This is a genomic window from Paenibacillus piri (genome assembly GCF_004354045.1).
Lineage (GTDB): Bacteria > Bacillota > Bacilli > Paenibacillales > NBRC-103111 > Paenibacillus_S > Paenibacillus_S piri.
Genome location: NZ_SMRT01000036.1, coordinates 1 through 24,746, shown reverse-complemented (window position 1 = coordinate 24,746; position 24,746 = coordinate 1). Strand labels below are relative to the sequence as shown.

Annotated in this window: 25 protein-coding genes; 2 read left to right on the top strand and 23 right to left on the bottom strand. The window is 46.2% G+C overall.

The window, feature by feature from the left end; translation table 11 throughout:
- Positions 1 to 231 precede the first annotated feature (231 nt).
- The 15 genes from E1757_RS37030 to E1757_RS34520 form a co-directional block, all read right to left on the bottom strand.
- Entirely contained in the window at positions 232 to 1,791 is a 1,560-nt protein-coding gene (locus E1757_RS37030; protein WP_133236885.1) for a glycine betaine ABC transporter substrate-binding protein, read from the bottom strand.
- A 12-nt stretch (positions 1,792 to 1,803) separates the two neighbouring features.
- Entirely contained in the window at positions 1,804 to 2,913 is a 1,110-nt protein-coding gene (locus E1757_RS34590; RefSeq protein ID WP_133236883.1) for an ABC transporter ATP-binding protein, read from the bottom strand.
- Between the two features lie 112 nt (positions 2,914 to 3,025).
- Positions 3,026 to 4,153 (bottom strand): MFS transporter, encoded by a 1,128-nt coding sequence (locus tag E1757_RS34585; protein ID WP_133236881.1) that lies wholly within the window; start codon positions 4,151 to 4,153, stop codon positions 3,026 to 3,028.
- 640 nt (positions 4,154 to 4,793) lie between these two features.
- A complete protein-coding gene (locus tag E1757_RS34575) occupies positions 4,794 to 5,663 on the bottom strand; it encodes an MBL fold metallo-hydrolase (RefSeq protein WP_133236879.1) in 870 nt (289 codons plus the stop codon).
- A 433-nt stretch (positions 5,664 to 6,096) separates the two neighbouring features.
- Entirely contained in the window at positions 6,097 to 7,143 is a 1,047-nt protein-coding gene (locus tag E1757_RS34570; protein WP_133236877.1) for a stalk domain-containing protein, read from the bottom strand.
- A 289-nt stretch (positions 7,144 to 7,432) separates the two neighbouring features.
- Positions 7,433 to 7,936: an ureidoglycolate lyase gene (locus E1757_RS34565; RefSeq protein WP_165972420.1), complete on the bottom strand. Its 504-nt coding sequence runs from the start codon at positions 7,934 to 7,936 to the stop codon at positions 7,433 to 7,435.
- Positions 7,937 to 8,000: 64 nt separating this feature from the next.
- Positions 8,001 to 8,789 carry an SDR family oxidoreductase gene (locus tag E1757_RS34560; protein WP_133236873.1) on the bottom strand — a complete coding sequence of 263 codons (789 nt, stop codon included), beginning with the start codon at positions 8,787 to 8,789 and terminating at the stop codon, positions 8,001 to 8,003.
- Between the two features lie 16 nt (positions 8,790 to 8,805).
- Positions 8,806 to 9,717, bottom strand: a complete 912-nt coding sequence (locus E1757_RS34555) for a dihydrodipicolinate synthase family protein (protein ID WP_133236871.1) — start codon at positions 9,715 to 9,717, stop codon at positions 8,806 to 8,808.
- Between the two features lie 187 nt (positions 9,718 to 9,904).
- Positions 9,905 to 10,699, bottom strand: coding sequence for an ABC transporter permease (locus E1757_RS34550; protein WP_133236870.1), 795 nt, complete (start codon positions 10,697 to 10,699; stop codon positions 9,905 to 9,907).
- Positions 10,699 to 11,589, bottom strand: coding sequence for an ABC transporter permease (locus tag E1757_RS34545; RefSeq protein WP_425464886.1), 891 nt, complete (start codon positions 11,587 to 11,589; stop codon positions 10,699 to 10,701). Before E1757_RS34545 ends, E1757_RS34550 begins: the two co-directional genes overlap by 1 nt.
- A gap of 8 nt (positions 11,590 to 11,597) precedes the next feature.
- Positions 11,598 to 12,704 (bottom strand): ABC transporter ATP-binding protein, encoded by a 1,107-nt coding sequence (locus tag E1757_RS34540; protein ID WP_133236866.1) that lies wholly within the window; start codon positions 12,702 to 12,704, stop codon positions 11,598 to 11,600.
- A 20-nt stretch (positions 12,705 to 12,724) separates the two neighbouring features.
- Positions 12,725 to 13,840: an ABC transporter substrate-binding protein gene (locus E1757_RS34535; RefSeq protein WP_133236864.1), complete on the bottom strand. Its 1,116-nt coding sequence runs from the start codon at positions 13,838 to 13,840 to the stop codon at positions 12,725 to 12,727.
- A 161-nt stretch (positions 13,841 to 14,001) separates the two neighbouring features.
- A complete protein-coding gene (locus E1757_RS34530) occupies positions 14,002 to 14,328 on the bottom strand; it encodes a DUF3870 domain-containing protein (RefSeq protein WP_246079719.1) in 327 nt (108 codons plus the stop codon).
- A gap of 561 nt (positions 14,329 to 14,889) precedes the next feature.
- Positions 14,890 to 16,122: a cytochrome P450 family protein gene (locus tag E1757_RS34525; RefSeq protein ID WP_133236862.1), complete on the bottom strand. Its 1,233-nt coding sequence runs from the start codon at positions 16,120 to 16,122 to the stop codon at positions 14,890 to 14,892.
- A 41-nt stretch (positions 16,123 to 16,163) separates the two neighbouring features.
- The gene (locus tag E1757_RS34520) at positions 16,164 to 16,814 is read right to left on the bottom strand and encodes a TetR/AcrR family transcriptional regulator (RefSeq protein WP_133236860.1); all 651 of its coding nucleotides are present in this window, start codon (positions 16,812 to 16,814) and stop codon (positions 16,164 to 16,166) included.
- Positions 16,815 to 17,663: 849 nt separating this feature from the next.
- Here E1757_RS34520 and E1757_RS34515 point away from each other — a divergent pair.
- Entirely contained in the window at positions 17,664 to 17,846 is a 183-nt protein-coding gene (locus E1757_RS34515) for a hypothetical protein (RefSeq protein ID WP_133236858.1), read from the top strand.
- Positions 17,847 to 18,186: 340 nt separating this feature from the next.
- On the opposite strand, the gene E1757_RS34510 is transcribed toward E1757_RS34515, so the two are convergent.
- The 4 genes from E1757_RS34510 to E1757_RS34495 form a co-directional block, all read right to left on the bottom strand.
- Entirely contained in the window at positions 18,187 to 18,765 is a 579-nt protein-coding gene (locus E1757_RS34510; protein WP_133236856.1) for a dihydrofolate reductase family protein, read from the bottom strand.
- A gap of 283 nt (positions 18,766 to 19,048) precedes the next feature.
- Entirely contained in the window at positions 19,049 to 19,468 is a 420-nt protein-coding gene (locus E1757_RS34505; protein ID WP_133236854.1) for a hypothetical protein, read from the bottom strand.
- A complete protein-coding gene (locus E1757_RS34500; protein WP_246079718.1) occupies positions 19,449 to 19,808 on the bottom strand; it encodes an NUDIX hydrolase in 360 nt (119 codons plus the stop codon). Before E1757_RS34500 ends, E1757_RS34505 begins: the two co-directional genes overlap by 20 nt.
- 32 nt (positions 19,809 to 19,840) lie before the next feature.
- Positions 19,841 to 20,374, bottom strand: a complete 534-nt coding sequence (locus tag E1757_RS34495; RefSeq protein WP_246079717.1) for a P-loop nucleotide/nucleoside kinase family protein — start codon at positions 20,372 to 20,374, stop codon at positions 19,841 to 19,843.
- A 220-nt stretch (positions 20,375 to 20,594) separates the two neighbouring features.
- On the opposite strand from E1757_RS34495, the gene E1757_RS34490 reads away from it, so the two are divergent.
- The gene (locus tag E1757_RS34490) at positions 20,595 to 21,023 is read left to right on the top strand and encodes an SRPBCC family protein (protein WP_133236848.1); all 429 of its coding nucleotides are present in this window, start codon (positions 20,595 to 20,597) and stop codon (positions 21,021 to 21,023) included.
- A 207-nt stretch (positions 21,024 to 21,230) separates the two neighbouring features.
- Here the strand turns inward: E1757_RS34490 and E1757_RS34485 are convergent, their stop codons facing one another.
- The 4 genes from E1757_RS34485 to hxlA form a co-directional block, all read right to left on the bottom strand.
- Positions 21,231 to 21,785, bottom strand: a complete 555-nt coding sequence (locus E1757_RS34485) for a QcrA and Rieske domain-containing protein (protein ID WP_133236846.1) — start codon at positions 21,783 to 21,785, stop codon at positions 21,231 to 21,233.
- Positions 21,786 to 21,967: 182 nt separating this feature from the next.
- Positions 21,968 to 22,819: a hypothetical protein gene (locus tag E1757_RS34480; protein WP_133236844.1), complete on the bottom strand. Its 852-nt coding sequence runs from the start codon at positions 22,817 to 22,819 to the stop codon at positions 21,968 to 21,970.
- A 233-nt stretch (positions 22,820 to 23,052) separates the two neighbouring features.
- Positions 23,053 to 23,610, bottom strand: coding sequence for a 6-phospho-3-hexuloisomerase (hxlB, locus tag E1757_RS34475; RefSeq protein ID WP_133236842.1), 558 nt, complete (start codon positions 23,608 to 23,610; stop codon positions 23,053 to 23,055).
- Positions 23,591 to 24,250, bottom strand: a complete 660-nt coding sequence (hxlA, locus tag E1757_RS34470) for a 3-hexulose-6-phosphate synthase (protein ID WP_133236840.1) — start codon at positions 24,248 to 24,250, stop codon at positions 23,591 to 23,593. Before hxlA ends, hxlB begins: the two co-directional genes overlap by 20 nt.
- Between the last annotated feature and the right edge of the window lie 496 nt (positions 24,251 to 24,746).

The window sequence follows — 24,746 nt, the reverse complement described above, 5'->3', positions numbered from 1 at the left end:
GCGGATATAAATCGATATATGTTCTTGTCCTCTTACACCCATAAAATAAGAAAGCCGCGATTTACGGCAATTAATGAGATAATGTTCTTGTCACCCGACACCTGTCCAGCGATCGGCGGATCGGATGATGCACGAAGGTCTACGTTAATACTAACTATATTATGCGTAGCTGCTTTCTTCTAGATTCATCAATTTCACCCTATTTAGTGTAGCAAATCCTCTTTTTGCTGTTTATTTGATTAGTCCCGTATCCTTCAACCACTGCTCAGCAACAACACGGGCTTGCTGCCCTTCAAGATCCACTTTGCCATTCAACACCGACATCGCACGATCATCGATTTTGCCGGCCAGCAGATTGAGCACTTCCTCCAATTCGGGATGTGACTTAAGCGTGTCCATACGGACTATGGGCACAGCGTAGTAGGGAGGAAAATATTGCTTATCGTCTTTGATTACCTTGAGATCGAATGCTTCAATACGGCCGTCCGTGGAAAAGGCGTCATTCGCGTCCGTCGTTCCTTCTTTAACTGCGCTATAGGTTAACCCGGGATCCAGGCTTTTCGCTTCCTTAAACCTCATTCCATAGGTCTGTTGTAAACCTCGGTACCCGTCAGGACGCTCCAAAAACTCATGTGTGGCACCGAGTACGAAATTCGGAGATTTTCGCGCCAAATCCGTAAAGGTTTCAATTCCCTCCTGCTCAGCGCGCTCTCTTTTCATAGCCAGCGTGTATGTATTGTTAAAGCCGATAGGCTTCAGCCAGGTGACATTGAAATTTTTCTCATAGGCAGCCTTCACTCTCCGGTAGGTTTCCTCCGGTTCACCCCCGATCGGCTGCTCCTTCAGGACGGATGTCCAACCTGTTCCGGTATACTCCGGGTAAATATCGATGTTTCCGTTGAGCAGGGCGTTATGGGTCACCTGGGATCCTCCGAGAAAAGGTTTTCGAACGACCTGCAAGTCCGTTTTTGCTTCGATCAAAGAGGCCATCATATGCGTCAAAATATCCTGCTCGGTAAAATTCTTTCCACCTACCACAATCGAATCGGAACCGAATGGATTGCCCATTACCATGATACCTGCCAATAAAGCGGCGACCAAAGCCGAACCCAATCCTATTTTCAATCCTTTGACGAGCTTGGAATTTCTTTTGCTGCCTATCCGCATGCCCTTTGGGGTCACTGCCCTCTCCATCCGTCCCAGCAAGTAGTCGAAGAGCAACGCTAATAACGCCGATGGAATCGTGCCGGCCAAAATCAACTCTGTGTTGACTGTCGAGATACCCCGGAAAATTAAATCACCCAGCCCACCTGCTCCGACAAGCGATGCGAGCGTGGCAACACCGATCAACATGACGGTCGCCGTGCGAATACCCGCCATAATCACGCTTAAAGCGAGCGGCAGCTCCACTTTCAGCATCACCTGCATACTCGTCATCCCCATGCCGATCCCAGCTTCTTTGATTGGTTTCTCTACGTTCATGATACCCGTATAAGTGTTTCTCAGAATGGGCAGTAGAGCATAGACGGTTAATGCGACGATGGCCGGGAACATCCCAATCCCGAGGATCGGAATCATAAAACCGAGCAAGGCTAAGCTGGGGATTGTCTGAAATAAGGATGCTACACCGATTACCGGGGCAGCCAGCCTAGGGAGCCGGGTCAGCAGCAGCCCTGTTGGAATAGAAATCACGATCGCGATTAAAAGGGCTATAAACGAAAGCTCAATATGTTCCATTGTCGCACGAAAAATATCCTCTTGCCGGTTTAGAATCACATCCCAAAGATTCATGGCTACCTCCCGTTAAATCTGCTTAAGCAGAGCATCAATTAGACTGGAATTGGTGACAAGTCCTGCCAATAAGCCATTAGGATGAACCACGGGCAGGCTATACAAGCCATGTTGTCTCATAAGTTCCACGGCATCAGCAATGCCTGTTCCGGCTTGGACGGTCAGAATATCGGATTTCATTATATCCTGGAGTGACAAATCTTCATGATGGAACTTTTCCTCCAGCATCTCTTTCGTCACAATGCCTTTCAGAAAACGGTTCTTATCGGTAACGAGCAAGCTCGTTACCCGGAACTGTTTCATCAGCTTTGCCCCGTGAGCCAGGCCGCGTGCCAACGAGACGGTCACCGGATTGGGAACCATTACATCGTCCACCGTCAACTGCTCCGACTCGTTTAACCGATTGCCTCCGATAAACGTGCGGACAAAATCGTTTTTGGGGCGGCGCAGGATGCGATCTGGGGTATCTGCCTGCACGATCTCCCCATCTTGCATCAATACGATACGGTCAGCGATTTTAAGCGCTTCATCCATATCGTGTGAGACGAAGACGATCGTTTTCTTTACTTCCTCTTGTAAACGTATCAATTCATCCTGCAACTGTTCCCGGCTGATCGGATCCAGGGCACTGAACGGCTCGTCCATCAGGATGATCGACGGTTCCGCGGCAAGCGCACGAATGACTCCAATTCTCTGCTGCTGGCCTCCGCTCAATTCCGCAGGGTAACGATCACGGTATTGGATCGGGTTGAGCCCCACCATTTCCATCAGCTCATCGATTTTCTGCTCATAAGAGGTTCTGTTAATTCCCTTCAGTCTAGGCACGACCGCAACGTTCTCTTTGATCGTCATGTGCGGAAATAAACCGATATGCTGAATGACGTAACCGATATTTCTGCGCAGTTCGACTGGATTGGTGCGGGAAATGTCCTTCCCGTCGATCAGGATTTGACCGGAGGTCGGTTCAACCAGACGATTGATCATTTTCATCGTCGTCGTCTTTCCGCAGCCGCTCGGTCCAATCAAGGTAATCAGTTCCCCCGCCTTGATCTCCAGATCGATTCCTTTAAGAGCGGTCGTTCCATCGTTGTATCGTTTCGTCACATTTATGAACTGTATCAAACCGGCACCTCGTATTAGTCAGATTAGAACCAGGCTTGTTCCTATTTTGCCCACTTGCGCGTTTCCTACACTTTCCTGACGTAAGATTACCAATAATAGGCACAACAATTCACTAAGAGCAGTAACTTAATGCAGGATTTTCGTTTGTGCGTTGGGAGAGATGGGGGTACAATACTTTCTTTTCCAAGAACGAGTAGCTCGTGTACTGAGAGACCCAGCCTAGCATAATCGCGCCTAGTCCGATGCCAAGGTCGGTTGCAGTCGCTAAAGAAGCATTGGCAACTCCTTTACGATCCGGGTGTGCAAGACGTATCGTTGCCGATTGGATAGCCGGATGCGCGGAACCGAAACCGATCCCGTACAAGACCGCCGAAACAAGCACGCCGAACAATCCGGTCGAAAAACTCAAGCAAATTAAAGCCGCAATCGTGATGACAAGAGCCGGAACAATGACAAATGTCTCGCCATACCGGTCCGCAAGTTTCCCCGAAAGAGGACGGCTAAGAGCCAGCGTTGCGGCATAGGCTAGAAAAAACACACCGGAATTGACCTTGATTGATGCAGCGAACAGCGGAACAAAGGTGGTAATGCCGCCATATGCGATGAACATGAAAAAGACCGATGTTGAGATGGGCAGGACCGATTTTTCAAATAACTCGATTCTCCTTGCGCCCGCTTTTGGCCGGAAAGGCACTTTGGCTCCCAACGTTAGGAGCAGCGCTACGGCAGAGAGAACGGCAGCGATTAAAAACAGAGCATGGTACGACAGGTCCTGGATCACCCAGATCCCGACCATCGGGCCGAATGCCATAGCCAAGGTCATCGACGTGCTGAACCACCCCATACCTTCTCCGCGTCGGGCAGACGGGATCATATCCGTTACGGCCGTGCTAATGGAAGTGGTAGATACAGCCCAACTGATCCCGTGAACGATTCTGAGCCCCATTAATACGACAATCCCGCCGATCCAGTTATACAAATACATCGCCAAGATAAAGAGCAGCAGCCCACAGACAATAAAGGGTCTCCTGCCGTAACGGTCCAGCAGCCCGCCAACGATCGGGCGAACTAAAACGGAAGTCAACATAAACGCGCCCATCGACAGGCCGACTTGCGCTTCGCTGCCTCCCATCTGTTTGATAAACAGCGGCAGCGTCGGATACAGCATATAAAAAGCGTTGAATAGGAAAAGCGTCCCCACCGTCATAAGGATAAACGACTTCGTCCACAGGCGTTCCACGTTTCATACCTCCTCAAGAGAAAGATCAGTTCAATCAGTGCTAAAAAATAAAATCACGGGTCGTTTCATTGTTTAATGCTCTTAAATAAATCGAATAATCAACGTATGTCTATTATTATAAAAAGGTACATGACGCTTGCAATGGTTAAATAAACGTGTTTTGTTGATTTGTGAACAAAACAGACAAAATCGTTGATTAGTTCAAGAAAGTTTGGTGAGTCTCAGAATGTCCAAAGTAGGCTGGATAAGCTCATTGAAGAACATATAGACATTCTAAGGGAATCGTGCAGAGCGGCATCTGAATTTGGAGTTTACCGAATCGACTCTGATCTGGACCGAATACTTTGAATGTAATTATTCATTCTTTTCAATGATGCTAGCGAGTAAAGGCGCTCCTTATTTTCATGATCGGTTTCTTGACTTTCTATTCGAATAATTTATGAATGAGGTCGATGTGACCAAAGGAAAGAACGAGGGGTTAAATGAGGATCTTCTCGTTAGGTTGTTGCATCTGCTTTCGTAGGGGTAGTGGAATGGTGGTTTACTAATGAAAAGCCTGTCCCTCATCATGTCTTGGCAGAGCAATTGGGAACATTGCTAGAGAGGATTGTATAATCGATTGCCCGTTCGTATTGAAGGACTAGGGGCTGCCGTCTCTCATCTCTTCGACCAGCCGTTGTATCGCCTTTTTCATGTCCGCCGGCGGCAGCTTCACCCGTTCCCCGTGGCCGGGAAGCACCCATTCGAACGTTTCGGCTGCAAGCTGTTCCATGGAAAGCCCCTGCTCTTCCCAGGAATACCAGCAGTAATCGTCGAACGCCTCCAGCGTCCCTCGGTGCCGGTCCCATGCCAAGTGGTCACCCGTGAACAGAAACCGCTCCCGATACAGCAGCACCATCGAGCCACGTGTGTGGCCCGGAACGACGACGATTTTCATTTCGTTATCCCACCGCACATCCTCAAAGCCCTCGATTACATGCTCCGCATCAGGCTGCGCCGCCCTCTCGAACGCATGGATGATGCGCTTCGCTCCGAACCGCTCCGCATATAATTTTGCATCCGCCACATCGTCTCGGTGCGTGAGGAAAATTGTATCGATGCCTCCCATTTCCTCGAACCGTCGAACCAAGGACGGCACGAAGCGCGGCGCATCGACAAGCCAGTTGCCATTCGACCGTACGATAAAATACGAGCTGCCGCCGAACGATTTGGGCGACGTATATCCGCAATAATAGACACCGTCCTCCAACAACAGCGGAAAGTCGGCCATCGCCTTGGCGATGTCGCCCTTCTCCTCGCTCACGATAGCCGCTGTAGGACAAGCGAGCAAGGCATGCAGTGCCTGCTTCCATTCCACCCCCGTTTCCGGCTGGCGGGCGACGGTGGAGAATCCTTTCGCTTCGGTGAATACCGTCGGAGCGAGCTGGCGGCACGTATCGCAATCGATGCAGGCGGACGTGACGTACAGCGGCCCGGGGGCGTTCGTATCCAATCGGCGATGCGAGTTCATATGATTAGCCTCCGTTCGGGTTAAAATAAGTTCCCTCTTCCCTTATAATACCACATCCCTCCGACCATCTTCACTTAAGAACCTATGTGTGTGAGCTGAAACGATTAAGCGTATAATAGCCCGGGTTGTCTTCACCTTTCTCGCTCCGCTCAATAAATTATTTTTACCGACTCTTACGTAGGTCAATGCAATACCGCCCGAACATCTAAAAACCCGGCTTAAACTGAGCTTTATCGACGACAAGATTTTTGCAACTCTTAAGTCCATAAAAAATACCGTCTTTTCGTTCGGCAGCCGGCATTTATTGAGATATTGTTTTCCATTTACAATGACCAAGCAGACCGCCGCGGCAGTCTGCTCAATTTCCCGACAAAATAAAATAGGCAGTGAATAGCTTTGCTAAAAATGTTGTAAGGAAATATTATTCAACGCCTTACTCTTTCATCAATATGGATATTATTCCAGGCTCAATCAAATCAATAAATTTCACAGCATCCTCTCGGGTACCGACTACATCAGCATAATGATAGGGAATCACAATACGCGGATGAATAAGATTTGCTGCTTTAGCCGCTTCCTCATAAGCCATGGTATACGTGCCGCCCATCGGTAGGAAGGCAACGTCTGCGTCGATGTCCTTCATCTCCGGAATCAGATCCGTATCCCCAGCCATATAGTAAGACGTTTCGTTCACCTTAATGATATACCCTACCCATTCACGGTCTTTCGGATGATTACTAGTTTTTGTATTATATGCCGGTACTGCCTTATAGGAAATACCATTCACAGTCCCCTCTTCATTAGGAACTGCGCCGACCACTTTCTCGAATCCGGCCTCCGTCACTTTGTCCAGCTCTTTAAACGGAAATACAATTGTTGCATCTTTTTTGGCTACCTTTTGGATTTCATTGAGGTTGAAATGATCGCCGTGAGTATGCGTAATAAATATAATGTCTCCATCCATCGGCTCGCCGTCCACCTTGTAAGGATCGACGTAGATCACCTTCTCGCCGGTTAGTTTAACCATCGATTGCTTGTACAACTGAACTCCCTTTAACACATTCGACCTGGTTGTAATAGAAACCATCATCGTCTCTTTATTCCAGACTGCTCCAGCTCCCAGCTTGTCTTGAATGAAGGCAAGATCAACATAGACCCGGTTATCCTTCAGAAATGGCTTACTGCCGCTCGTAGAATTTTCCGGCTTAAACGTTACAACCGCATCTCCTTCCCCGATACTCACCGACTTGGAGTTCACATCCCAAACGACGGGAATCCCCATATTTTCGGCAACGATCCGGACGGGGACGTAGACGCTGGCCGATACCGAATAAGGCTTGGCATCCGGAAACACAATATTGCGGCCGTCCACCTGGACAGTCGCCTGGCCATTCGTCATCGTTTGATCTGCTGCGAATAGCGCCCCGGTACCTGTAAGAGACAGTAACAAGACTAGTAAAACGGCAACACTGAACTTCATTTTGGATACCCTCCTCTAAATATTAGTTATGCCCATCTGGAAATGTTAACGACCGAGTCTGATTATTAAGCAGACATCAAGTCTTAGCCGTAGTTGTGATTCCCATTGACGTTAACATTCTATAAGTACCATAAAATTCCTTTAACTTGTGGACAAAAGGATAAAATAATCACCATTTCCCCGGAAGTTCACCATCCCGTGGCTCAACGGGTCTTTGCCCTTACATTCCATCCGTTTCTCCATCCTGGGTTCTCTTAGATTTAGAGATGGGTTTGAAGTCAGATATGCTTTATATCACCGTGAATTGTATATTATTTTTAATCGGAACAAGCTCTACGTCACGTTGTATATTTCCGCCTCGCATCATCAGGATATACTCCGTCTCCCCATCCAGAGGAAATAACGTATGATGCCATGTTTTACGAAAAAAGCTGATCCCCTGGTTACCCTCCATTACAAAAACCTCAACCTCATCCGGGTCCGGCCCTTCGTCATTGGCAGGCGCCACAGCCACCAGGCTTCGTTTACCGCCCAAAGGGATAAAAATTTGTGAAGTGAACAAATGCCGTTCCATCTGCGAGAATACAGGGGCGATACTTTTGGTCCTTAATATGCCCAGATTCACGATACCTCCGCCTTCGTGCATGTCGAACCCGACGAGATCGTTCCACTTTAATCCGGTGCCTTGATTAATAACCGAAAACTGTCCTTCCGTCGAAATAACATCACCGTATTTTTCAAAACCTTTGCCGCTTAGCGGCTTGGCCGTTACATTCCGCATCTCGATTGTCATTCCGCATTCCTCCTTATATGTTTGCTTGAGCGCATCCAGCTTCATTAGCCGCAATTATCATCCGTCATGAAATAGCTTTTACGATACCACCGTCAAACATGACCGATATGCCTGTCATATACGTGTTGCGTTCAGAGACGAAATAGGCTACGGCTTCGGCAAATTCCTCCGGTGTGCCGTAACGGCCTAGTGGGATCTCCTGCTCCGTCAGCTTCACCTGTTCCTCATATGAAATCTGCTTCCCCCTGGCTCTTACTTGATCCATATCCTTCACACGGTCCGTAGCGATTCTTCCCGGAGCGATCACATTAGCTATGATGCCGTATTTGCCGTAAGCCGTTGCGATACTTTTCGTAAAGCCGAGAATGCCGGTTCGAAACGTATTGGAAAGTAGTAAATTAGGAATTGGCTGGACAATCGAGGAGGAAGCGATGTTCATGATCCTGCCGCCTCCCGACTTCATCATCCCGGGCAAAAAAGATGCAGTCAGATGCACCATGCTTAACAAATTAAGTTGAAAGCTTGTTTGCCAATCCTCCAAGGTCAAATCCAGCAATTCCCCGGCTTTAGGACCTCCCGAATTATTGACCAGAATGTCCACCGTCCCCAAATCCTCTTTCACTTGGTCAATCAGCTTATCAAGTTCGCCCGTATGCTCCAGATCGACGGTATAGCCGTTCGCTTCCGCGCCTCGCTCCTTCAGCTCCCGTACCAATTGATCGACGACATCCGAATTTCTGCCGCAAACCGCAACATGCGCCCCTTCCATAGCCAGCTTTGTGGCGACAGCCCTGCCCAAGCCTCGGGTAGATGCTGTAACCAGCGCTTTCTTTCCTTGCAATCCGAGATCCATCGTCCATACTCCTTGTCTACGCTTTTATTTGCACCGTATCTTCGCTTAAATCCAAACACTCCAGTAAATCTTTCATCTCCCCGAGCGTCGTCAAGTCTACCGGAACACCTGGAGAACGGACATGGGAGCTTTTAATAATACCGCGTTCTTTAAATATTTCTTTGCGAATCGTTACCCCGCCGATACCAAGCTGAGCTTCGAAACGGATCAATGGCAAATATTTGTAAAAAATGTCTCTCGCCTTTGTTTTATCGCCCGCTGTAAAGGCATTGTAAACGGCAACCAGCACCTCCGGAAACGCGAAGCCCGTCATAATCCCGCACGCCCCGCGCAACAGCTCCTCATAGAAATAAACGCCGCCTAAACCGCCAAATACCGTCAACTGCCCGTACGTTTCTTTCAGCAAATTTGTAATTTTCATCGGAGAAGGCGCTTCTTCTAATTTGCAATATTTAATATTTTCAATTTCCCGTTCCAATCTGGCTTGAAATGCCGCCGGCAATAACACATTCGTTGTTACCGGTTCGTCCTGGATAACAATCGGTAAACTTACACTGCGCCCGATAGCCGCATAATGCTGGAAAATAAGCTCATAATTTTTCAAATTAGCCGGCGGCGCTACCATAACGGCATTTGCGCCAAGCGCTTCAGCCATCTTGGAATAATAGACAGCGACGTCCGTGCCGTTAGCCGTGCAGCCGACCGTAACCGGTATACGGCCGTCAACCTCTTTGACAACCGTCTCGATCACCTGACTTCTCTCCAGCTCGGTGAGCTTGTGGGCCTCCCCCATAATTCCCAAAATCGTCAAGCCGTGTACGCCTGCTCGCATCTGAAATCGAACCATACTGCTCAAGCTGCCAAGATCCAGATCCCCGTTCTCTTGAAAAGGGGTGATCATAATGGTCGAGATTCCTTTGATTTCCATAAAAAACATGCTCCTCTCGGTTGATGATGTATAAATTAAAAAGCCGGACTCTAAGTAAGGCATGACCTTTGTCTGGCCATCCTTTTCCCGGAATCCGGCTTTATAATTTCGTCGGCTGTTTGCCGTATTCGGGCAAAAACGGAAATTACAGGCGGAAATATGATGATTGTGCCGGTTGCAGCGGCAGCTAGTGGGTCCCCTCAAAGAAACGCCCTACTCCATGTATCTTTTCCAGCAGGATAATAAACAGGACGGAAATGAAGATGACCATGCTGGATACGGTTGCCACTAACGGATCGAAGGAATCCTGCATATTGGAATAAATTTCGATCGGCAATGTTTTCATCTTGGTTGAAACGAGAAAAAGCGATACGGTCACATTGTCAAAGGAGGTCAGAAATGCAAACAGCCCTCCTGATACAATCGCCGGTCGAAGCAGCGGCAGCGTCACCTTCCAGAACACTTGAAAAGGATTTGCCCCCAGGATCATCGCAGCGCGTTCCAGTGTATAATCAAATCCGCTTAACCCGGCCAGCGCATAGCGCATAACAAAAGGGACACAAATCACGATATGGGCGATGAGCAGGCCCGTTAGCGTACCGGATAATGACATCGGCGTAAAGTAAATCAACAGCGCTGCGCCAAGCACCAGCTGAGGCGCTGTTAAGGGGGCCGTCAGCACGGAAACGATGAACGACTTCCCCGGCAAATCGTATTTGGCAACAGCAAGAGCGCCGGCCGTTCCAAGAATGACTGCAAATAAGGAGGTAACAACTGCAATTTCGACGCTGTTAAAGAAGGCCGCCATATATTCGGGACGGTTAAACAGCTTCTCATACCACTTGAATGAGAACCCATGCGGCGGAAAGCTCGGAAAACTTGCCTCCGTGAACGATGCCGGAATGGTTACGAGAATGGGGAGCAAAATAAACAGCACGGCCAAACCGGTAAATGAAATCTGCAGCCCGGAAGCCCATCTCATCAACGGAACACCTCCTTGAACACGCCTTTTTCAAACATGCGGGTGACGAAGGTGACGATAACTAACGTAACTCCAAGCAGCACATAGGAGATGGCAGAGCCATAGGTCCAGCGCAGCAGGTGGAGAATTTGGTCGTAGACCAGCACCGGAAGCATCGGCACATTGGCGCCGCCCATTAACGCAGGCGTCACATAAGCGCTCATGCACATGCTGAATACGAGCATACTTCCCGCTACAACTCCCGGAAGGCTTAAGGGCAGCGTAACCGACAGGAAAGTACGGACAGGACCGGCTCCAAAAATGGCGCTCGCTTTCGTCAGCGAAGGGTCGATATTATACAAGCTGGTGGCGATGGCCAATATCATAAAGGGCAGATACGCATTCGATAAGCCGACGACCACGCCAATTTCAGAAAACAGCAATTTGACCGGCGATTGGATGATTCCCAGCGCCATAAGCAGTTGGTTGACCGTTCCGTTCGGCGATAACAGCAAGTACCAACCGAACGTTCGCACAACCAGACTGATGAGCAGCGGCGCCGCGATTAGTAAGGTCAGCCACGCTCTCCCGCGCGGAGAACATTTGGACAGCGTTACCGCAACCGGGTAGCCGACAAGTAAAGAAACAACAACTGCATACAAGCTAAGCTTAACCGTCAGCCAAAGAGCAGAGAGATAATAGCTGTCCGTAAAAAACAAAATATAATTATGCAGACTATAAACGGCATTTGACGTGTCCAGTCCTTCCGTTTGGATGAAGCTCAAGTACAATATATAGAGCATCGGTACGATAAAAAAGCCGGAAATGAACAAGGCTATCGGCGCAAGCAGCAAAAGAGCGGGCAGAAATGTCTTCCATGTGCGTGCCTTGCGCGGGGCGTTTTCTTCCATTCCGGCACTCATGTTTTTCTGGTTAACATCATATCCGACAGCTTCCATCCGATGTTCACCTCACCTTCATGGATCCAATCCGGATTGATCTTGGGGCATAATGCTTGCAGCGAAACTCCCATCCATGTAAGCTCAACTTCCCAAGCAGCGCCGAGATAGTTCATTTGACGTACAGAGGCTTTGAAGCTGTTGCCGGGTGACAGTGATGAGGATCCGGATACAACCTCAACCTTCTCCGGTCGGATGTACAGCTTGACTTTATCGCCCGCTTGCCCCGCATCGCGATTCCCCATTACATGATCCGCAGCAACCGATACGATTGCCCCGTTGTCCAGCTTTACTTGAACCATCTCTTGAGAGACAGAGGTTATCCGGCCTTCCAAGCTATTCGATTTGCCGATGAATTGAAACACAAATTCCGTTTGCGGATGCTCATAAATTTGCGAAGGCGTTCCTGCTTGCTCGATCTTTCCTCCGTTCATTAAAATAATCCGGTCCGACATCGACAAAGCTTCTTCCTGATCGTGCGTCACAAAGAGCGTAGTCAGGCCGATTTCCTTCTGCAGCCGCTTGATCTCTGTTCGCAGCTCCAGGCGCAGCTTGGCATCCAAATTGCTGAGAGGTTCATCAAGCAGAAGCAGCTTCGGCTGCACAACCAGCGCCCGGGCAATAGCAACCCGCTGGCGCTGGCCGCCGGACAGCTCCCGAGGGTAGCGGCTTTCCATGCCGCCCATTTTGACAAGTTCCAGCACGTTTTCGATACGCCGCTTTTTTTCTTTTTTATCTATCTTTTGAATGGACAGACCAAAATCAAGATTTTGGTAAACCGTTTTATGAGGAAATAAAGAGTACGTCTGAAACACCATGCCCAAATCGCGCTTGTACGTCGGAACTCCGTTCATCCTGCTGCCTTTAATGTAAATATCGCCCCGATCCGGGTTGATAAAGCCGGCAATCACATTAAGTGTCGTCGTTTTTCCGCATCCCGAAGGACCAAGCAAGGTGAGCAGCTCTCCTTGCCTGACCTCAAGATTAATTCCGTTTAAAATTACATTCGAGCCGTATGATTTGTAAATATTACGGATTTCCACATCTTTTGCAACGGTTTGCTCCATCTTGTCCGCCTCCGTTCCTTTTACTTCACCACTTTTTTCCCGAGCTGCGGGTTCACTTCCTTGATCCATCTTTCCGACCACATGTTGCGGCTCTCGGACAGCTTGGCGACATCCGGTTTATATACGGAGTCTGTATCTTTCATCCCGATAACAGGAATATACTTGTCCGGGATTTTGACCCCCTTAATCGTCGGGTAAAATCCGTTGTCGGCAACGACATGCTGCACTTCTTCACTGATCATGAAATTGATGAAATCTTGTGCGGCTTTCTTATTCGGCGAATTTTTCACTATGGTTGCGTTGGAAGCCTGTAGCGGGATTCCTTCCTTCGGGACAACCATTTTCAAAGGGACTCCAGCATCAAAGGTTTGTGCGATCGTATAGCTACCCATAACGGTTACGTCGGCAATTCCTTGCTGCAACGCAGGTATCATCTGGGTTGAATTTTTATAAAATGTATCCGAATACGCAGCCAAATCTTTAGCTTTTTCAAGACCCGGCTCCAAATTTTCCATACTGCCGCCATTCGCTTTAGCCAAAATATACAGAGTAGCAAACCCCCAATCGTTGGAAATATCCGAATAAGCCGTCTTTCCTTTATATTCGGGTCGAATAATGTCATTCCAGGATTGTATAGGCGGAATCTGCTTTGTTTCAAAAGCTTTCGTATTGTAAGCCGGAGCTATACTGTACCCGAACACAGGCACGCCCACCTTATCCAATGCAACGTAGCGATCATCGATCTGTGCCAGATTGGGAATCATGCCGCTGTCAAGCGATTCGGCCAATCCCGCTTTTCGCGCACGTTCCACGTCAAGAGGTACATACATCGCCACGTCAATCTCCGGCGAATTTTTCTGAAGCTCAACCTTGGACAGCACTTCTCCGGAAACACCCGCGATAAAATTCACTTTTATGCCCGTCTTTTCCGTAAACTTAGGCGCGACGTAATCCCGCACAACCGCTTCGATCTTACCGCCTACACCAGCTACGGTTATTGCCTTTGGATCCGATGCTGCAGATGCTGACGATGCGCTAGTGCTCGTGCTTGGCGCTGCAGCGGGCGGTTGGGGATTCCCGCAGCCCGCGAGCACGATTAATCCTGAAACCAACAATGAACTGACCACTTTTTTCATTTGCTCCACCTCTTTTGTTTGTCATTAACCTGTTTTTATAAATTAAAAAGCCGGACTCCATGAAACGTATAAAGGAGCTATACGCTTCAGAAATACCGGCTTTGTAATTTTGGAACGGTTCATCGTATTCGGATAAACCTGAAAATTTACAGGCGGAATATTTAATTGACATTCTCAAATTCTACGAACCTGCGGTGCAGATCTTTCAGCCCGCCGATAATCGCATTATGGATAGGACCGATGTAATCCTCGCGGATAAACTGCACAACTTCATCTATGCCGTCACGAAGCGAATGGCCCACTAACAGATTTTCTATGAAATCCCTCGCTGTTTTCGTCAGAAGCGGACATTCAGCCTTAAGGATGACGCCATATTTCTTATCTACAATAACAACAATGGACAGCGTTTCATATTGATCAGAGAATGGAATTCCTTTCGGAACACGCGCTATTCCTGTCATGAGTCTGCATTTACTGTTAAAAGACATCCTTATCTCTCCATTTTATCAAGTATTCAACGATTGTCCAAGATAATTAGGAAGTCTTCATTACTAACCAGCGCATCTGAACTATGCTGCAGCGATGCTTTGATAATCTATTTATATCACATAACAGGTTGAAATTCAATAGTTAATGTTAGTTTTTATTACATATTATTCAGGTTTCGGTTAATATATTAGGTTTAATATAACATAATTATGACATAAAATGATCGATTACAGTTCTAATCTTTTGTTTCAAGTGATTTATGATACGTTTTGCTTCTGTCTCCTCCCGACATTCACTACGTGTTCACATCCCTAATGTTACGAGCCTATATCCATTTTCGGAATAAAAGATGCTCATCCAACAAGCTTGTCGGCTTCTTTAAGCAGCGCTTGCTTGTAATAAAAAAAACAAAAATGCACCGAAGCGAAAATGGTACAATGGCTAAAATCTCGGCCGCCATTAAACCAATAACGCGAGGTGCATTTTCATAAGGTACTGATTTTTCGGTTGATTCCGAACCTAGCGATCGGCCATCCCGAGCACCACACTCGCATCACAGGTTAGAAAATCACCGGCAGGCTTGCAAGAGAACGTAATGTGCTGTAGTTATAAACCAGTTGCCCCGGCTCGGTAGCCAGACGAAGATTAGGCAGTCGTTGCAGCAATGTACCGAAAGCGATCTGCCCTTCCAGGCGTGCCAACGGTGCCCCCAAACAGAGATGGATCCCCTTTCCGAAGGCTAGATGCTCATTCTCCTCGCGCGTGATATCCAATGTCTCGGGATTAGAAATCTTGTGCGGATCCATATTGGCTCCGGCCAGAGAGACCATAACAATTTCGCCTTTGCGGATTTCCTTGCCGTGCAAAGTGATATCCTCACCCGCAATACGGCTGCTGATCATGACTGGGCCCGCATAGCGCAACAGCTCCTCGACGGCGGAGGGGAGCAAGGAAGGATCGTCCCGGAGCAGACGCATTTGTTCGGGATGCTGCAGCAATGCAAGCACGCCATTACCGATCAGATTTACCGTCGTTTCATGCCCGGCCGTAATGAGCAGCCAAATTGTCGAAAGAAGCTCATTCTCGTTTAATTTGTCTCCTTCATCGTATGCTTGGACCAGGCCGCTCGTCACATCATGGCCGGGATGTTCGCGTTTGTTGGCCAGCAATGTTTGGATGTATTGAATAAACTCCTCGAGAATTGCAGTAACAGCTTCCCCTTGACTAGGATCCATAGCAGCTTTCCCGAGCTTCTGCGTCCATTCGCGAAATCGGTCCCGGTCTGCAGCGGGAATCCCAAGCATCTCTGAAATGACAATAATCGGCAGCGGATAGGCAAAATCCGCAATCAGATCCATCTTTCCTTTCTCCATCACGGCATCCAACAGCTCATCGGCAATCTGCTGAATACGGGGACGAAGGTTCTCGATCATATGAGGAGTAAAGGCTTTGGAAGCCAACCTGCGCAAGCGGGTATGATCGGGCGGGTCGACCGTAAGCATATTCGGCATATTATTCATCCATTCAACTAATTTGTTCACGGGCGTTTTCTCCTCGACGGATCCCTGTTTATCCTGCTGCGGTGCGAGCTTCCGCATATCTTTAATAAAACGAGGGTCTTTCAGTATCGTAGCGACATCATCATGGCGAAATGCGACCCACGCTCCTCCCATACCGAAAAAGTCATCAAGACGGTAGAGAGGCTCTTGTTGTTCGGCGAGTCGCTTATAGAACGAAATGAAATCACGCATGTTTTCCGGCGAGGCAAAATCACTGCTAGTAATTTTTTCCATTCAAATACCCCTTTCCTTATAACTGATGAGTGAAATGACCGCTATTTTTCACGCGGCACAGGTATTTCCCGCCCGTGAGCGCTGCTGACAATTCCATCACGGATCATACTGCAAAAACAATTCATCTTCTCGAACAAGTTTCGAGCATACTCGTCATCAATTGCGTCTATATCTGCGACCTCCGCCAAAAACTTCTTTTCGAAATGTTCCAATGTAATGACGATTAGCTCAAAAGCTTGCTTACGATCCACACCTTCTCGAAGTGAAACTTTTTCAAATAATTGCTCCCACACTGTATTCTTATTCGCAATCACATAACCATACTTCTCTTCGATGTCCCTTTTCAGTTCGTCCGGCGGCGAATAAAAGGCTTCGTACACCAGCTTGTATTCATCAGAAAACTTTCGAAAGTAGTTGAATTTTATGCGACTAAATTTGTCTATTGCTTCAAAAAAATCCTGGTACTCCAACACGGAGTCCATTCGAAGCTCTGTCCTTGCCTTTTCAAAACAGTGTTCCAACAAGCTGAAATATAGCTTTTTTTTGCTGTTGAAATGATGGAAGATCAAAGCCTTGGAAATACCGGCTTCCTCCGCCAGCATCCCAGTCGAAGTGTTTGTATATCCATGGCGCGCAAATACAGACAGACAAGCTACCAGTACTGCTTCTTTCTCATAAAGTTGTAAAGGCAACGCTTCACTTCCTTCATACATTACTGACCGATCGGTTAGTAAAAATATAACTCTTACTGACCTGTTAGTCAATATATTTTGTTCGGTTCGCAAAAATCATACGATTCAATATGAAATTAAAAATTATTTCTTCGAAGTGATAACACCCATGCTGGGCATACAGCAAAAAAGGGACAGTCCCACTGAAAGAGAATGTCCCTTTTCTTCATTTGTTCAAATTCTAAAACAGGATCTCGAATCTTCGTTATATTTTCTGCATGAAAAATAATTGTGCTTTGTTCCACGTCTTCAACGACCAAAGATTCGAAACAAATGGAGAATTTTTACTTCAGGCAAAGTGCAGCATTTATAGCCGAACAACCACATTTTCAGAGAAATCTCCACATCTTCATCACCCTATGGTTTTGAAGCCTTCGTCAAATCCGCCAATGTCGAAAAACACTTCTCTGGATATTGCAAAACAATCGCCAGGAAAAATTGCGCATGGAAAGGGAGCCGCCTGCCATCCATTCCATTGTACTTGCATGTCCTGATCCAGTGTCTGGCCACCAGCCGTCCGCCGGCTGGCCTCCTATCGCGCTAGTTCCGCAATCACTCTATTTCTTCGACTTGGATTCCGCTACCTCGGAATCACGATTGTTGCCGGTTTTTTCTTTCTTGCCGTTATTGTTGGCGTTGTCTCTGGACACCGTCACTCCTCCTTTCCCTATGGAATCGATGGTAGTGTATCCAGACCACCGTCCGATCATGTTTGCATAATGCAAAATTGCATATGTACCAATCTAATGTATATATTTCCGATTCATCGGGACAATAATACCGTTTCAAAAAATGATTGGAGGTATACCGATGTCAGGGAACAGAGAAAACGAAAATAATACCAATAACAAAACGGCGAATAATGTAAAAAAGGGCCTTCAGTCCGCTGGCAATTATGTACAAAACGCTGTGGAAAATGCCTACGATGCAACCCGGAATGCTACACAAAACTTGGTAAACAATGTAATGAACGACGAAGAAGATACCAAATAAGCCGTCGGCCGCAGCTTGCGGCCCAGCTGTGCCCGGATTACGGATTGTCGTTTAATACAACGGGCACTTCCCAGTACACGTCACGGTCTAGTTTTTCCAATTCACCGAAAGCCAGTGTCAACTGTTCCGACACATTCGTGTAGAACAAGTCGCGGTGACGGATCCAGCCTTCCGCATCTTGCGTCTTCCCAACGCGCAGGAATCCCGGGCGCGCGTAGGAGATATGAGACTCTGACAAGCTCCCTTGACCGTCGGTAAACTTGAAGCCGCAGCAGAGGTTAAAACTTTCTTTACAACTGATGAAAAAACCGCGCCGGGCGCGGTTTTTATGAGACTATGTTCAACTGTTTTCAATCTTTTGATAATGTAAGCCAACGACGCCATTCTTATATATTTTACTGTCACTCAATTGCAGTGAGAACTTTGTTTCAACATGAGTAAACAGCTTTTCGCCTTGGACGGCGACTACCGGATGAACCAATAACCACATTTCATCAAAAAGAGAGTGCTGTAAAAATAACTGCCAAGTTTTCACTCCACTTTCAACGGATATATTTTTACCTTCACGGTTTTTGAGGTTCTTAATTTCACGGACAAAAGATTCACTATCATCAATTACCAATTGCTGCGAATTATTCCATACAAGATTAGTAATTTGGGAACGAGAAATAACAACTTTCTTCATTTCGTTTATTCTTTTGGCGACAGACCGTTCGAGATCGGAATCGGATGACGTTTCCGCATTTTGCCAATACTCAGCCATTGAAGGGTATGTATTGCCTCCAACCACAATAGTATCCACAGTATCGTAGGATTCAAGCGCATCTTCTACAATTTCATCACTTAATGTCATCCATTGATTAACATCCGAAACAATACCATCAAGTGATATTTGCATGTACAAAATTATTTTTCTCATTTGGCTCACTCCTTGTCTCAGAAATTCGAATTAATTGTCGGTTAAAGTATCTTCTTAATTATAGCAAACAAATGTGTTTATCATTTCTTATCATTTGCTCTTTTTTCCGAGCCACAAGAAGTCAAATTATATTCCGGTTTTATTAAAATTTCCGAAATGTCGCTTTCTTTGGCATTCAAACTCTGCCAGACAATAAACAAGCAAGTGCCTTGGCACCCTGCTCGCTATTCACCGTTTGATCATCATTTTCATTAGAACTTTCTTCGTTATCTCCAATGTGTGCTCATTTTGCTCTAACTAAAGCGGCGGACGCATTACGTTTGCGCAGGCCTATCGCCGTAATGGCTGCACCCAGGGCGGCCGCTGCAACCGGAATGAGCAATGCAGTCCTGAAACCTTCTAACATTGCCTGCGGCGTTCCATCGGGACCCGTGGCGACGATGCTGACGGCTGTCACCACCGAAAGGCCAAGTGCAGAGCCGAACTGGATCGACATGCTTAGCAGGCCGCCGGCAAGCCCGTCTGGGACAAGCTTAATTTTGGGATTATTTTTAAAATCGCTCACCCGTTTCCAAAAAAGAGAAGATGCCCTATACCTTCGAATTTGAGATATATTAATCATTCCCTTCAACATATATCCAATTAATTGGTATTCAGCCTGAAAAACATTGGTTTCATGTGCATTACTTAAGGACTCGTTCAAGAAATTTATTAATTACTGGTATATCTGGGGGAGATAATTCGATTGGAATTTCTTGATAGCTAAAAAAACGTAATTCTTGTACTTCGTCTCCATCTTCTTTTGGTACACCAACATAATCAGAACATAAGTAAGCGGATACAACATTATATACTTCATCGCCATTAGGATATTGATAATACAGGTCCTTTCCAGAAAATATATGAAACAGTTCAAGGCTCTTGGCATTGAGTCCCGTTTCCTCAAAAAGTTCTCTCTTAGCAACCTCTTCCAAAGTCTCGCCAAGTTCCATCAAACCTCCAGGCAGTCCCCATAAACCGTTATCCGTTTTCTTTCTGACCATACTACCCATGCCCCTCCACTATCGTGCTCCGTTCAGCGACTGGTATCAATAAACACATTAAATCTAGTGTCATCGATTACATCTTGTGTTATCTCTTTTGGCTGCTTTAGTGTGGTGTCATAAATAAATTGATTATTGGATGGAGAAGATTCCATTTTATTCAGTAAAAACAAAGAGCGATCTAATGAGTCGATATCCCCCCTCATATTTAGACGTTCTGTTAATTTATCTTTATCTGCACGTAATATGATATATCTTAATTCTACATTCAAATCGGATATTTGTTTACAAAACCAATCCAGTTCATCTTCTACTACAAAATCAATAACTACATTTAAGTCATTAACAATAAAATTCCTCGTCAAAGCAAGGATGTTTTCCCATGTTAAATTCAATCGTTCTTCCCATGAAGGTTGTGATTCCCCCTTAAACATATGAAGTAATTTATCGCCCTCAATAAGCACACATTGCTTGATATATCTTGCAAGTTCTTTCGATGTCGTTGATTTCCCAACTCCTAACGGACCCGATATGAGATAAATAAGTTTTTTGTTTTTGTCTTGCAAATCAAGCATCCTCCCAAGGAAAAAATTATTTTTATGGTAAACATTATAGCAAATATCCTCAATCGTGATTGGAGATGATTTGCCTTAATTGCCGACATAGCAATCCAAAAGAAACTTTTATATTCATTACATGTTATCATAAGCATGAACCATAAATTATTGCAGACAGGTAAATATCAACTGCTAATAACAGTATCCAAGGTATTGAAAGGGGTAAAGCATGGCAAATATCGAGCACTTGCAAACCGTACATGTTCCAGCGTCGAAGGTGTATGAAACTTTAACCACCGCTGAGGGATTGTCGGAAATATGGACCAATGAACTCATTGTCAATAATCAAATTGGCTTTATTAATGAATTTCGATTCGGTAGCAATGACATAACTAAGATGAGAATAGAGGAATTGATCACTAATAAAAAAGTCATGTGGCAGTGTATAGATTCAGATCCAGAATGGATTGGTACGACTATTTCCTTTGATATTGAAGAAAAGAACGGGAAGTCTTTTATTACTTTACGTCAAATGAACTGGAGAGAAGTAACGCCATTTTTTCGCTCTTGTAACTATAACTGGGCTATTTTCCTTTATAGTCTCAAATCCTACTGTGAAGAGGGGTATGGTCTCCCCTATCATAAACGTAAGTTTTAATTATCCGCCATCTCAATGTTTCCTTTTGGTTGAAAATCAACAATCAAAGAAAACACCTTCAGATACGCATTAACTCGCTCGACCGCTATTCGTTTCTGGCGATCAATCGCTATTGAACTACGTAGCCTGTAGCCTGCATGGGAACTTTGGGCTGATGTGTGCTTATTTGCTGCAAATGGTGCATTTAAACTTATATTATTCCATCTCTTACGTGCGCCTTTCGGGAGACGATATATCAATGTACACATCAGCGCCGAAAATAACTGGTTTATAAGTATCCAATCCCTGCGTCACCACTCCGACTGCATTTCCCACTTTATCGAATTCGGCTCCGTGGCAAGGACATAGAAAGAAAAGCTCTCTTTTTCTAATTCGCTGCATTTCCGCAGCCGGTTCCACAGAACAGCCCAGATGGGTGCATGCCGGCGAAAGTATAAAAAGCTCGCCGTTATCGCCTTTAGTCACATATACGAAACCTTGTTTGGAAGTCTTTATCCATGCATCCTGGATAGTAGCTTTATAGTTAACCTTTTCAAAGCCTGTAATTGCATTTAACTTTTTAAATTCACCGATCTTTACGAATTTCTCCGGAATGTCCCGAACGGTCGCATTAGCCTGCCCTGCTCGTTTTTTCTCATGGATTGCCCCGTAATAAAACAAGCCGGTACTTCCCAGTAGAACACCTGCCGCCCCCAATGCCAATTTACCTGATGTGCTCAAGAAGGATCTTCTTGTGATCTTGCGCGGTAAATGCCCGTTCATAGGGTCAGCTCCTTTAATAAGATTATCGTTCCGGGAAGGTCACAATGATAATGAAATGCTTCATCATCATAATTAGTATAGCTGGTAGTAACTGGCACCGTTCTGATCTCTTATGAAAATACTGTGAATAAAATGAGTCTCAAATGTTTTAAACCGAAGAGCGGCAGTGTTCCAGAATCCCTTTAATGATGTCGGGCCATTTGCATTTCAAGTACGCGATCCCGAGTGTCTGCCGGACGGAACTGCTTCAAGACGCCGCGGTCAAATGTGAAAAAAGCGTAGGCATCGTCACGGCCAATTTGAATTAGGTGTTTCCCGTTCTCTATAAAGAGGGATGAGTAAGAAGGCTCATCGTTATCCGTCTCTGGGAACAGGCTGTTCCATTGAAGGACGGTCGATTCGAAGCGATCATGTTCTGTGCTCCAACGATGGATCTCCAGCGCAGGAGGCACCCAATCCGTCTGGTTGCCGATCCATTCGGGGACGCCATCACTATCAAGATCCATCGGAATGGCGGAATGTCCTTGAAAATCGATCACGTTCCATGAATCGGTATTGTGGCGATAGATCAGCAACCCATTCTTTGCACCTATCGGGCCAAAGGGGATTTCAATAGCGGCGCCTGACACTTCCCCGGTTAAGAAGTCCAACGAATGGATCCAGGCTTGATTCTCATCAAACCCGGACAAGCTACCCAACTTCCATACCGAATTTCTACCCTTGAGATACCCAGTTAAACCTGCATTGACATCGCCGTTCGTATACGCAAGAACTTCCGCCTCAGAGCGAGGAAGTGCAAAGCTTTTGACCAGCTTCGCCCCGGCAGGGGGAGCGCCTGACTCCAAGGGTTGTCCCAAACTTTCATCGAAGGGAATAACTTTAGTCTCCGGAAACAAGTCCGGTCGATAAACCGGTCGCCGGTCACTCAGTTCAGAGCTACCTGTGGTCATACTGTGTTGATGAATTACCTGATCGTTACTGCACGCGAGAGTGCCGAGCATTATAAGTAACATTATGCCGGTACGCTGGATCATGTTCGTTGCTATGCAAATCCCTCCGCTTCTTGGATACAAAACAATAATGAATCAGCAGCCATCCTGTTTTCCTGTTCAATTTCCCCGTCACATTGCACATTGTTCCGTTTATATGACAAGCAGTACGTTATGATATACGTAAAAGATAGTCATAATGTTGCTTTTTGCCGGGAAAAGAAAACCGCCCCCACTATACGTAAGGACGATTATCAGAAGGTTGTAAGGCAACAACCCTATTCCAGATTAGCATGTCTGTCGTACATCGCTTTGGAATCCAAATTTTTATTATCCATCAGCTTCAAAATAACCGCATCGCAAAAAACTAAAAGGTTTTGCTCGAACAAGGCTCCCATGGGCTGTATCGTTTCATATCCGCTGCCCGCTTGGTCCTTGGGCGATCCGGGCAGTTTAACGGTAAGATCCGCTATTTTTCCAATAGTCGATTCAGGGGATATCGTAATCATCGCAACGGTTCCGCCCAAGCTATTCGCTTTCTTAGCCATAGGCACCAGACTTTTCGTCTCGCCCGAACCGGATCCGATGATTAGGAGGTCATCTTTTCCCATATTCGGGGTTACCGTTTCCCCTACCACATACGCTTCAATGCCCATTTGCATCATTCGCATCGCAAAGGCCCTTATCATCAAACCGGATCTCCCAGCGCCTGCTACAAATATTTTGTTGGCTCGGGCAATTCGATCCACCAAATTATCGGCCTCATCTTCCGCAATTAGCTCTATCGTTTGGTTCAGCTCTTTTAGAATTTGAACTTCATACTCGCTCGTATTCATGATTGGACGATCCTTGTCTGATTAGTCTTTGCATTTCAGCCGCGGCAGCTTGTTTGTTTTCCGAACCGGTAATCCCGCCGCCTACGATAACTAGATCCGGCTGCGCATTAATGACTTCCGGCAGCGTGCCTAGCTTAATGCCGCCGGCGACGGCGATCTTCGCATTTTTTACGACTCGTTTAATGGTCATCAAATCTTCGAAGGAATTTTTTCCGACAGCCTGAAGATCGTAACCGGTATGCACACAAATGTAATCTACGCCGAATGCATCGAGCTCCTTCGCCCGTCCTTCAATATCTTTAACACCAATCATGTCAACCAAAATTTCGGTTTGTTGTTTTTTGGCCTCTTCTACCGCTCCCTTGATGGTCATATCCTCGGCCACTCCAAGGATCGTAACGATATCGGCGCCGGCTTCCGATGCTTTCATGACTTCATAGCCTGCCGCATCCATCACTTTAAGATCAGCCAATACTTTCAAATCAGGGAATGCCTCTTTAATTTCTTTTACGGCTCTCAGTCCCTCATTGATAACTACCGGTGTGCCGATCTCGACAATATCGATATGTGCCTCGACTTCTTCTATCAGCTTCTTTGCTTCCGGGATATTTACAAGATCCAAAGCCAACTGCAGTTTCATGTACGATCTCTCCTCTTTTCATTTTTTGGGGCCGAACTGATTTTGTTTTTATTGACACGGTTCTTTGGTATAATGATACTTCTGTAGTCCTATTCAATAACTGCTTCCCGCCTTTACGATTCTAAGGGATGTTTTCAAAATAAAAAAGAATGCACTTTTTTGTGCGGTGGTTACAAAAAAGTAACTTTTGTGCGGTAAGCCCAGCGGTGATATGTCAAGGGGATGATCGATAAGAATTGGAAAAAACATTGCCTAAAGCGTACCCAGAGCTAAAAAAAGACATCACTAAACTAACCCCACCATTTAGTCTGAATTTTCAGACTATTTACAGGCATGGGCAACATGTAAAAAGAGTAGAAATCTGGAAATCCTATGGATTCCTCCTCTCGGGTGGTGTGTACATTTTGTTGGTCTTCAGTAGCATGAATACCAACCGTACCAATTTTCGTGAAGATAGGACGAGGGCTCTTTTGTGCTTATGCTTCGGGACTTCATC

Coding starts and splice junctions, on each gene's coding strand:
- E1757_RS37030 (WP_133236885.1), bottom strand. CDS start 1,791: ATGAATCTTTGGGATGTGATTCTAAACCGGCAAGAGGATATTTTTCGT.
- E1757_RS34575 (WP_133236879.1), bottom strand. CDS start 5,663: ATGAACTCGCATCGCCGATTGGATACGAACGCCCCCGGGCCGCTGTAC.
- E1757_RS34570 (WP_133236877.1), bottom strand. CDS start 7,143: ATGAAGTTCAGTGTTGCCGTTTTACTAGTCTTGTTACTGTCTCTTACA.
- E1757_RS34565 (WP_165972420.1), bottom strand. CDS start 7,936: ATGACAATCGAGATGCGGAATGTAACGGCCAAGCCGCTAAGCGGCAAA.
- E1757_RS34560 (WP_133236873.1), bottom strand. CDS start 8,789: ATGGATCTCGGATTGCAAGGAAAGAAAGCGCTGGTTACAGCATCTACC.
- E1757_RS34555 (WP_133236871.1), bottom strand. CDS start 9,717: ATGGAAATCAAAGGAATCTCGACCATTATGATCACCCCTTTTCAAGAG.
- E1757_RS34550 (WP_133236870.1), bottom strand. CDS start 10,699: ATGAGATGGGCTTCCGGGCTGCAGATTTCATTTACCGGTTTGGCCGTG.
- E1757_RS34545 (WP_425464886.1), bottom strand. CDS start 11,589: ATGGAAGAAAACGCCCCGCGCAAGGCACGCACATGGAAGACATTTCTG.
- E1757_RS34540 (WP_133236866.1), bottom strand. CDS start 12,704: ATGGAGCAAACCGTTGCAAAAGATGTGGAAATCCGTAATATTTACAAA.
- E1757_RS34535 (WP_133236864.1), bottom strand. CDS start 13,840: ATGAAAAAAGTGGTCAGTTCATTGTTGGTTTCAGGATTAATCGTGCTC.
- E1757_RS34530 (WP_246079719.1), bottom strand. CDS start 14,328: ATGTCTTTTAACAGTAAATGCAGACTCATGACAGGAATAGCGCGTGTT.
- E1757_RS34525 (WP_133236862.1), bottom strand. CDS start 16,122: ATGGAAAAAATTACTAGCAGTGATTTTGCCTCGCCGGAAAACATGCGT.
- E1757_RS34515 (WP_133236858.1), top strand. CDS start 17,664: ATGTCAGGGAACAGAGAAAACGAAAATAATACCAATAACAAAACGGCG.
- E1757_RS34510 (WP_133236856.1), bottom strand. CDS start 18,765: ATGAGAAAAATAATTTTGTACATGCAAATATCACTTGATGGTATTGTT.
- E1757_RS34500 (WP_246079718.1), bottom strand. CDS start 19,808: ATGGTCAGAAAGAAAACGGATAACGGTTTATGGGGACTGCCTGGAGGT.
- E1757_RS34490 (WP_133236848.1), top strand. CDS start 20,595: ATGGCAAATATCGAGCACTTGCAAACCGTACATGTTCCAGCGTCGAAG.
- E1757_RS34485 (WP_133236846.1), bottom strand. CDS start 21,785: ATGAACGGGCATTTACCGCGCAAGATCACAAGAAGATCCTTCTTGAGC.
- E1757_RS34480 (WP_133236844.1), bottom strand. CDS start 22,819: ATGATCCAGCGTACCGGCATAATGTTACTTATAATGCTCGGCACTCTC.
- hxlB (WP_133236842.1), bottom strand. CDS start 23,610: ATGAATACGAGCGAGTATGAAGTTCAAATTCTAAAAGAGCTGAACCAA.
- hxlA (WP_133236840.1), bottom strand. CDS start 24,250: ATGAAACTGCAGTTGGCTTTGGATCTTGTAAATATCCCGGAAGCAAAG.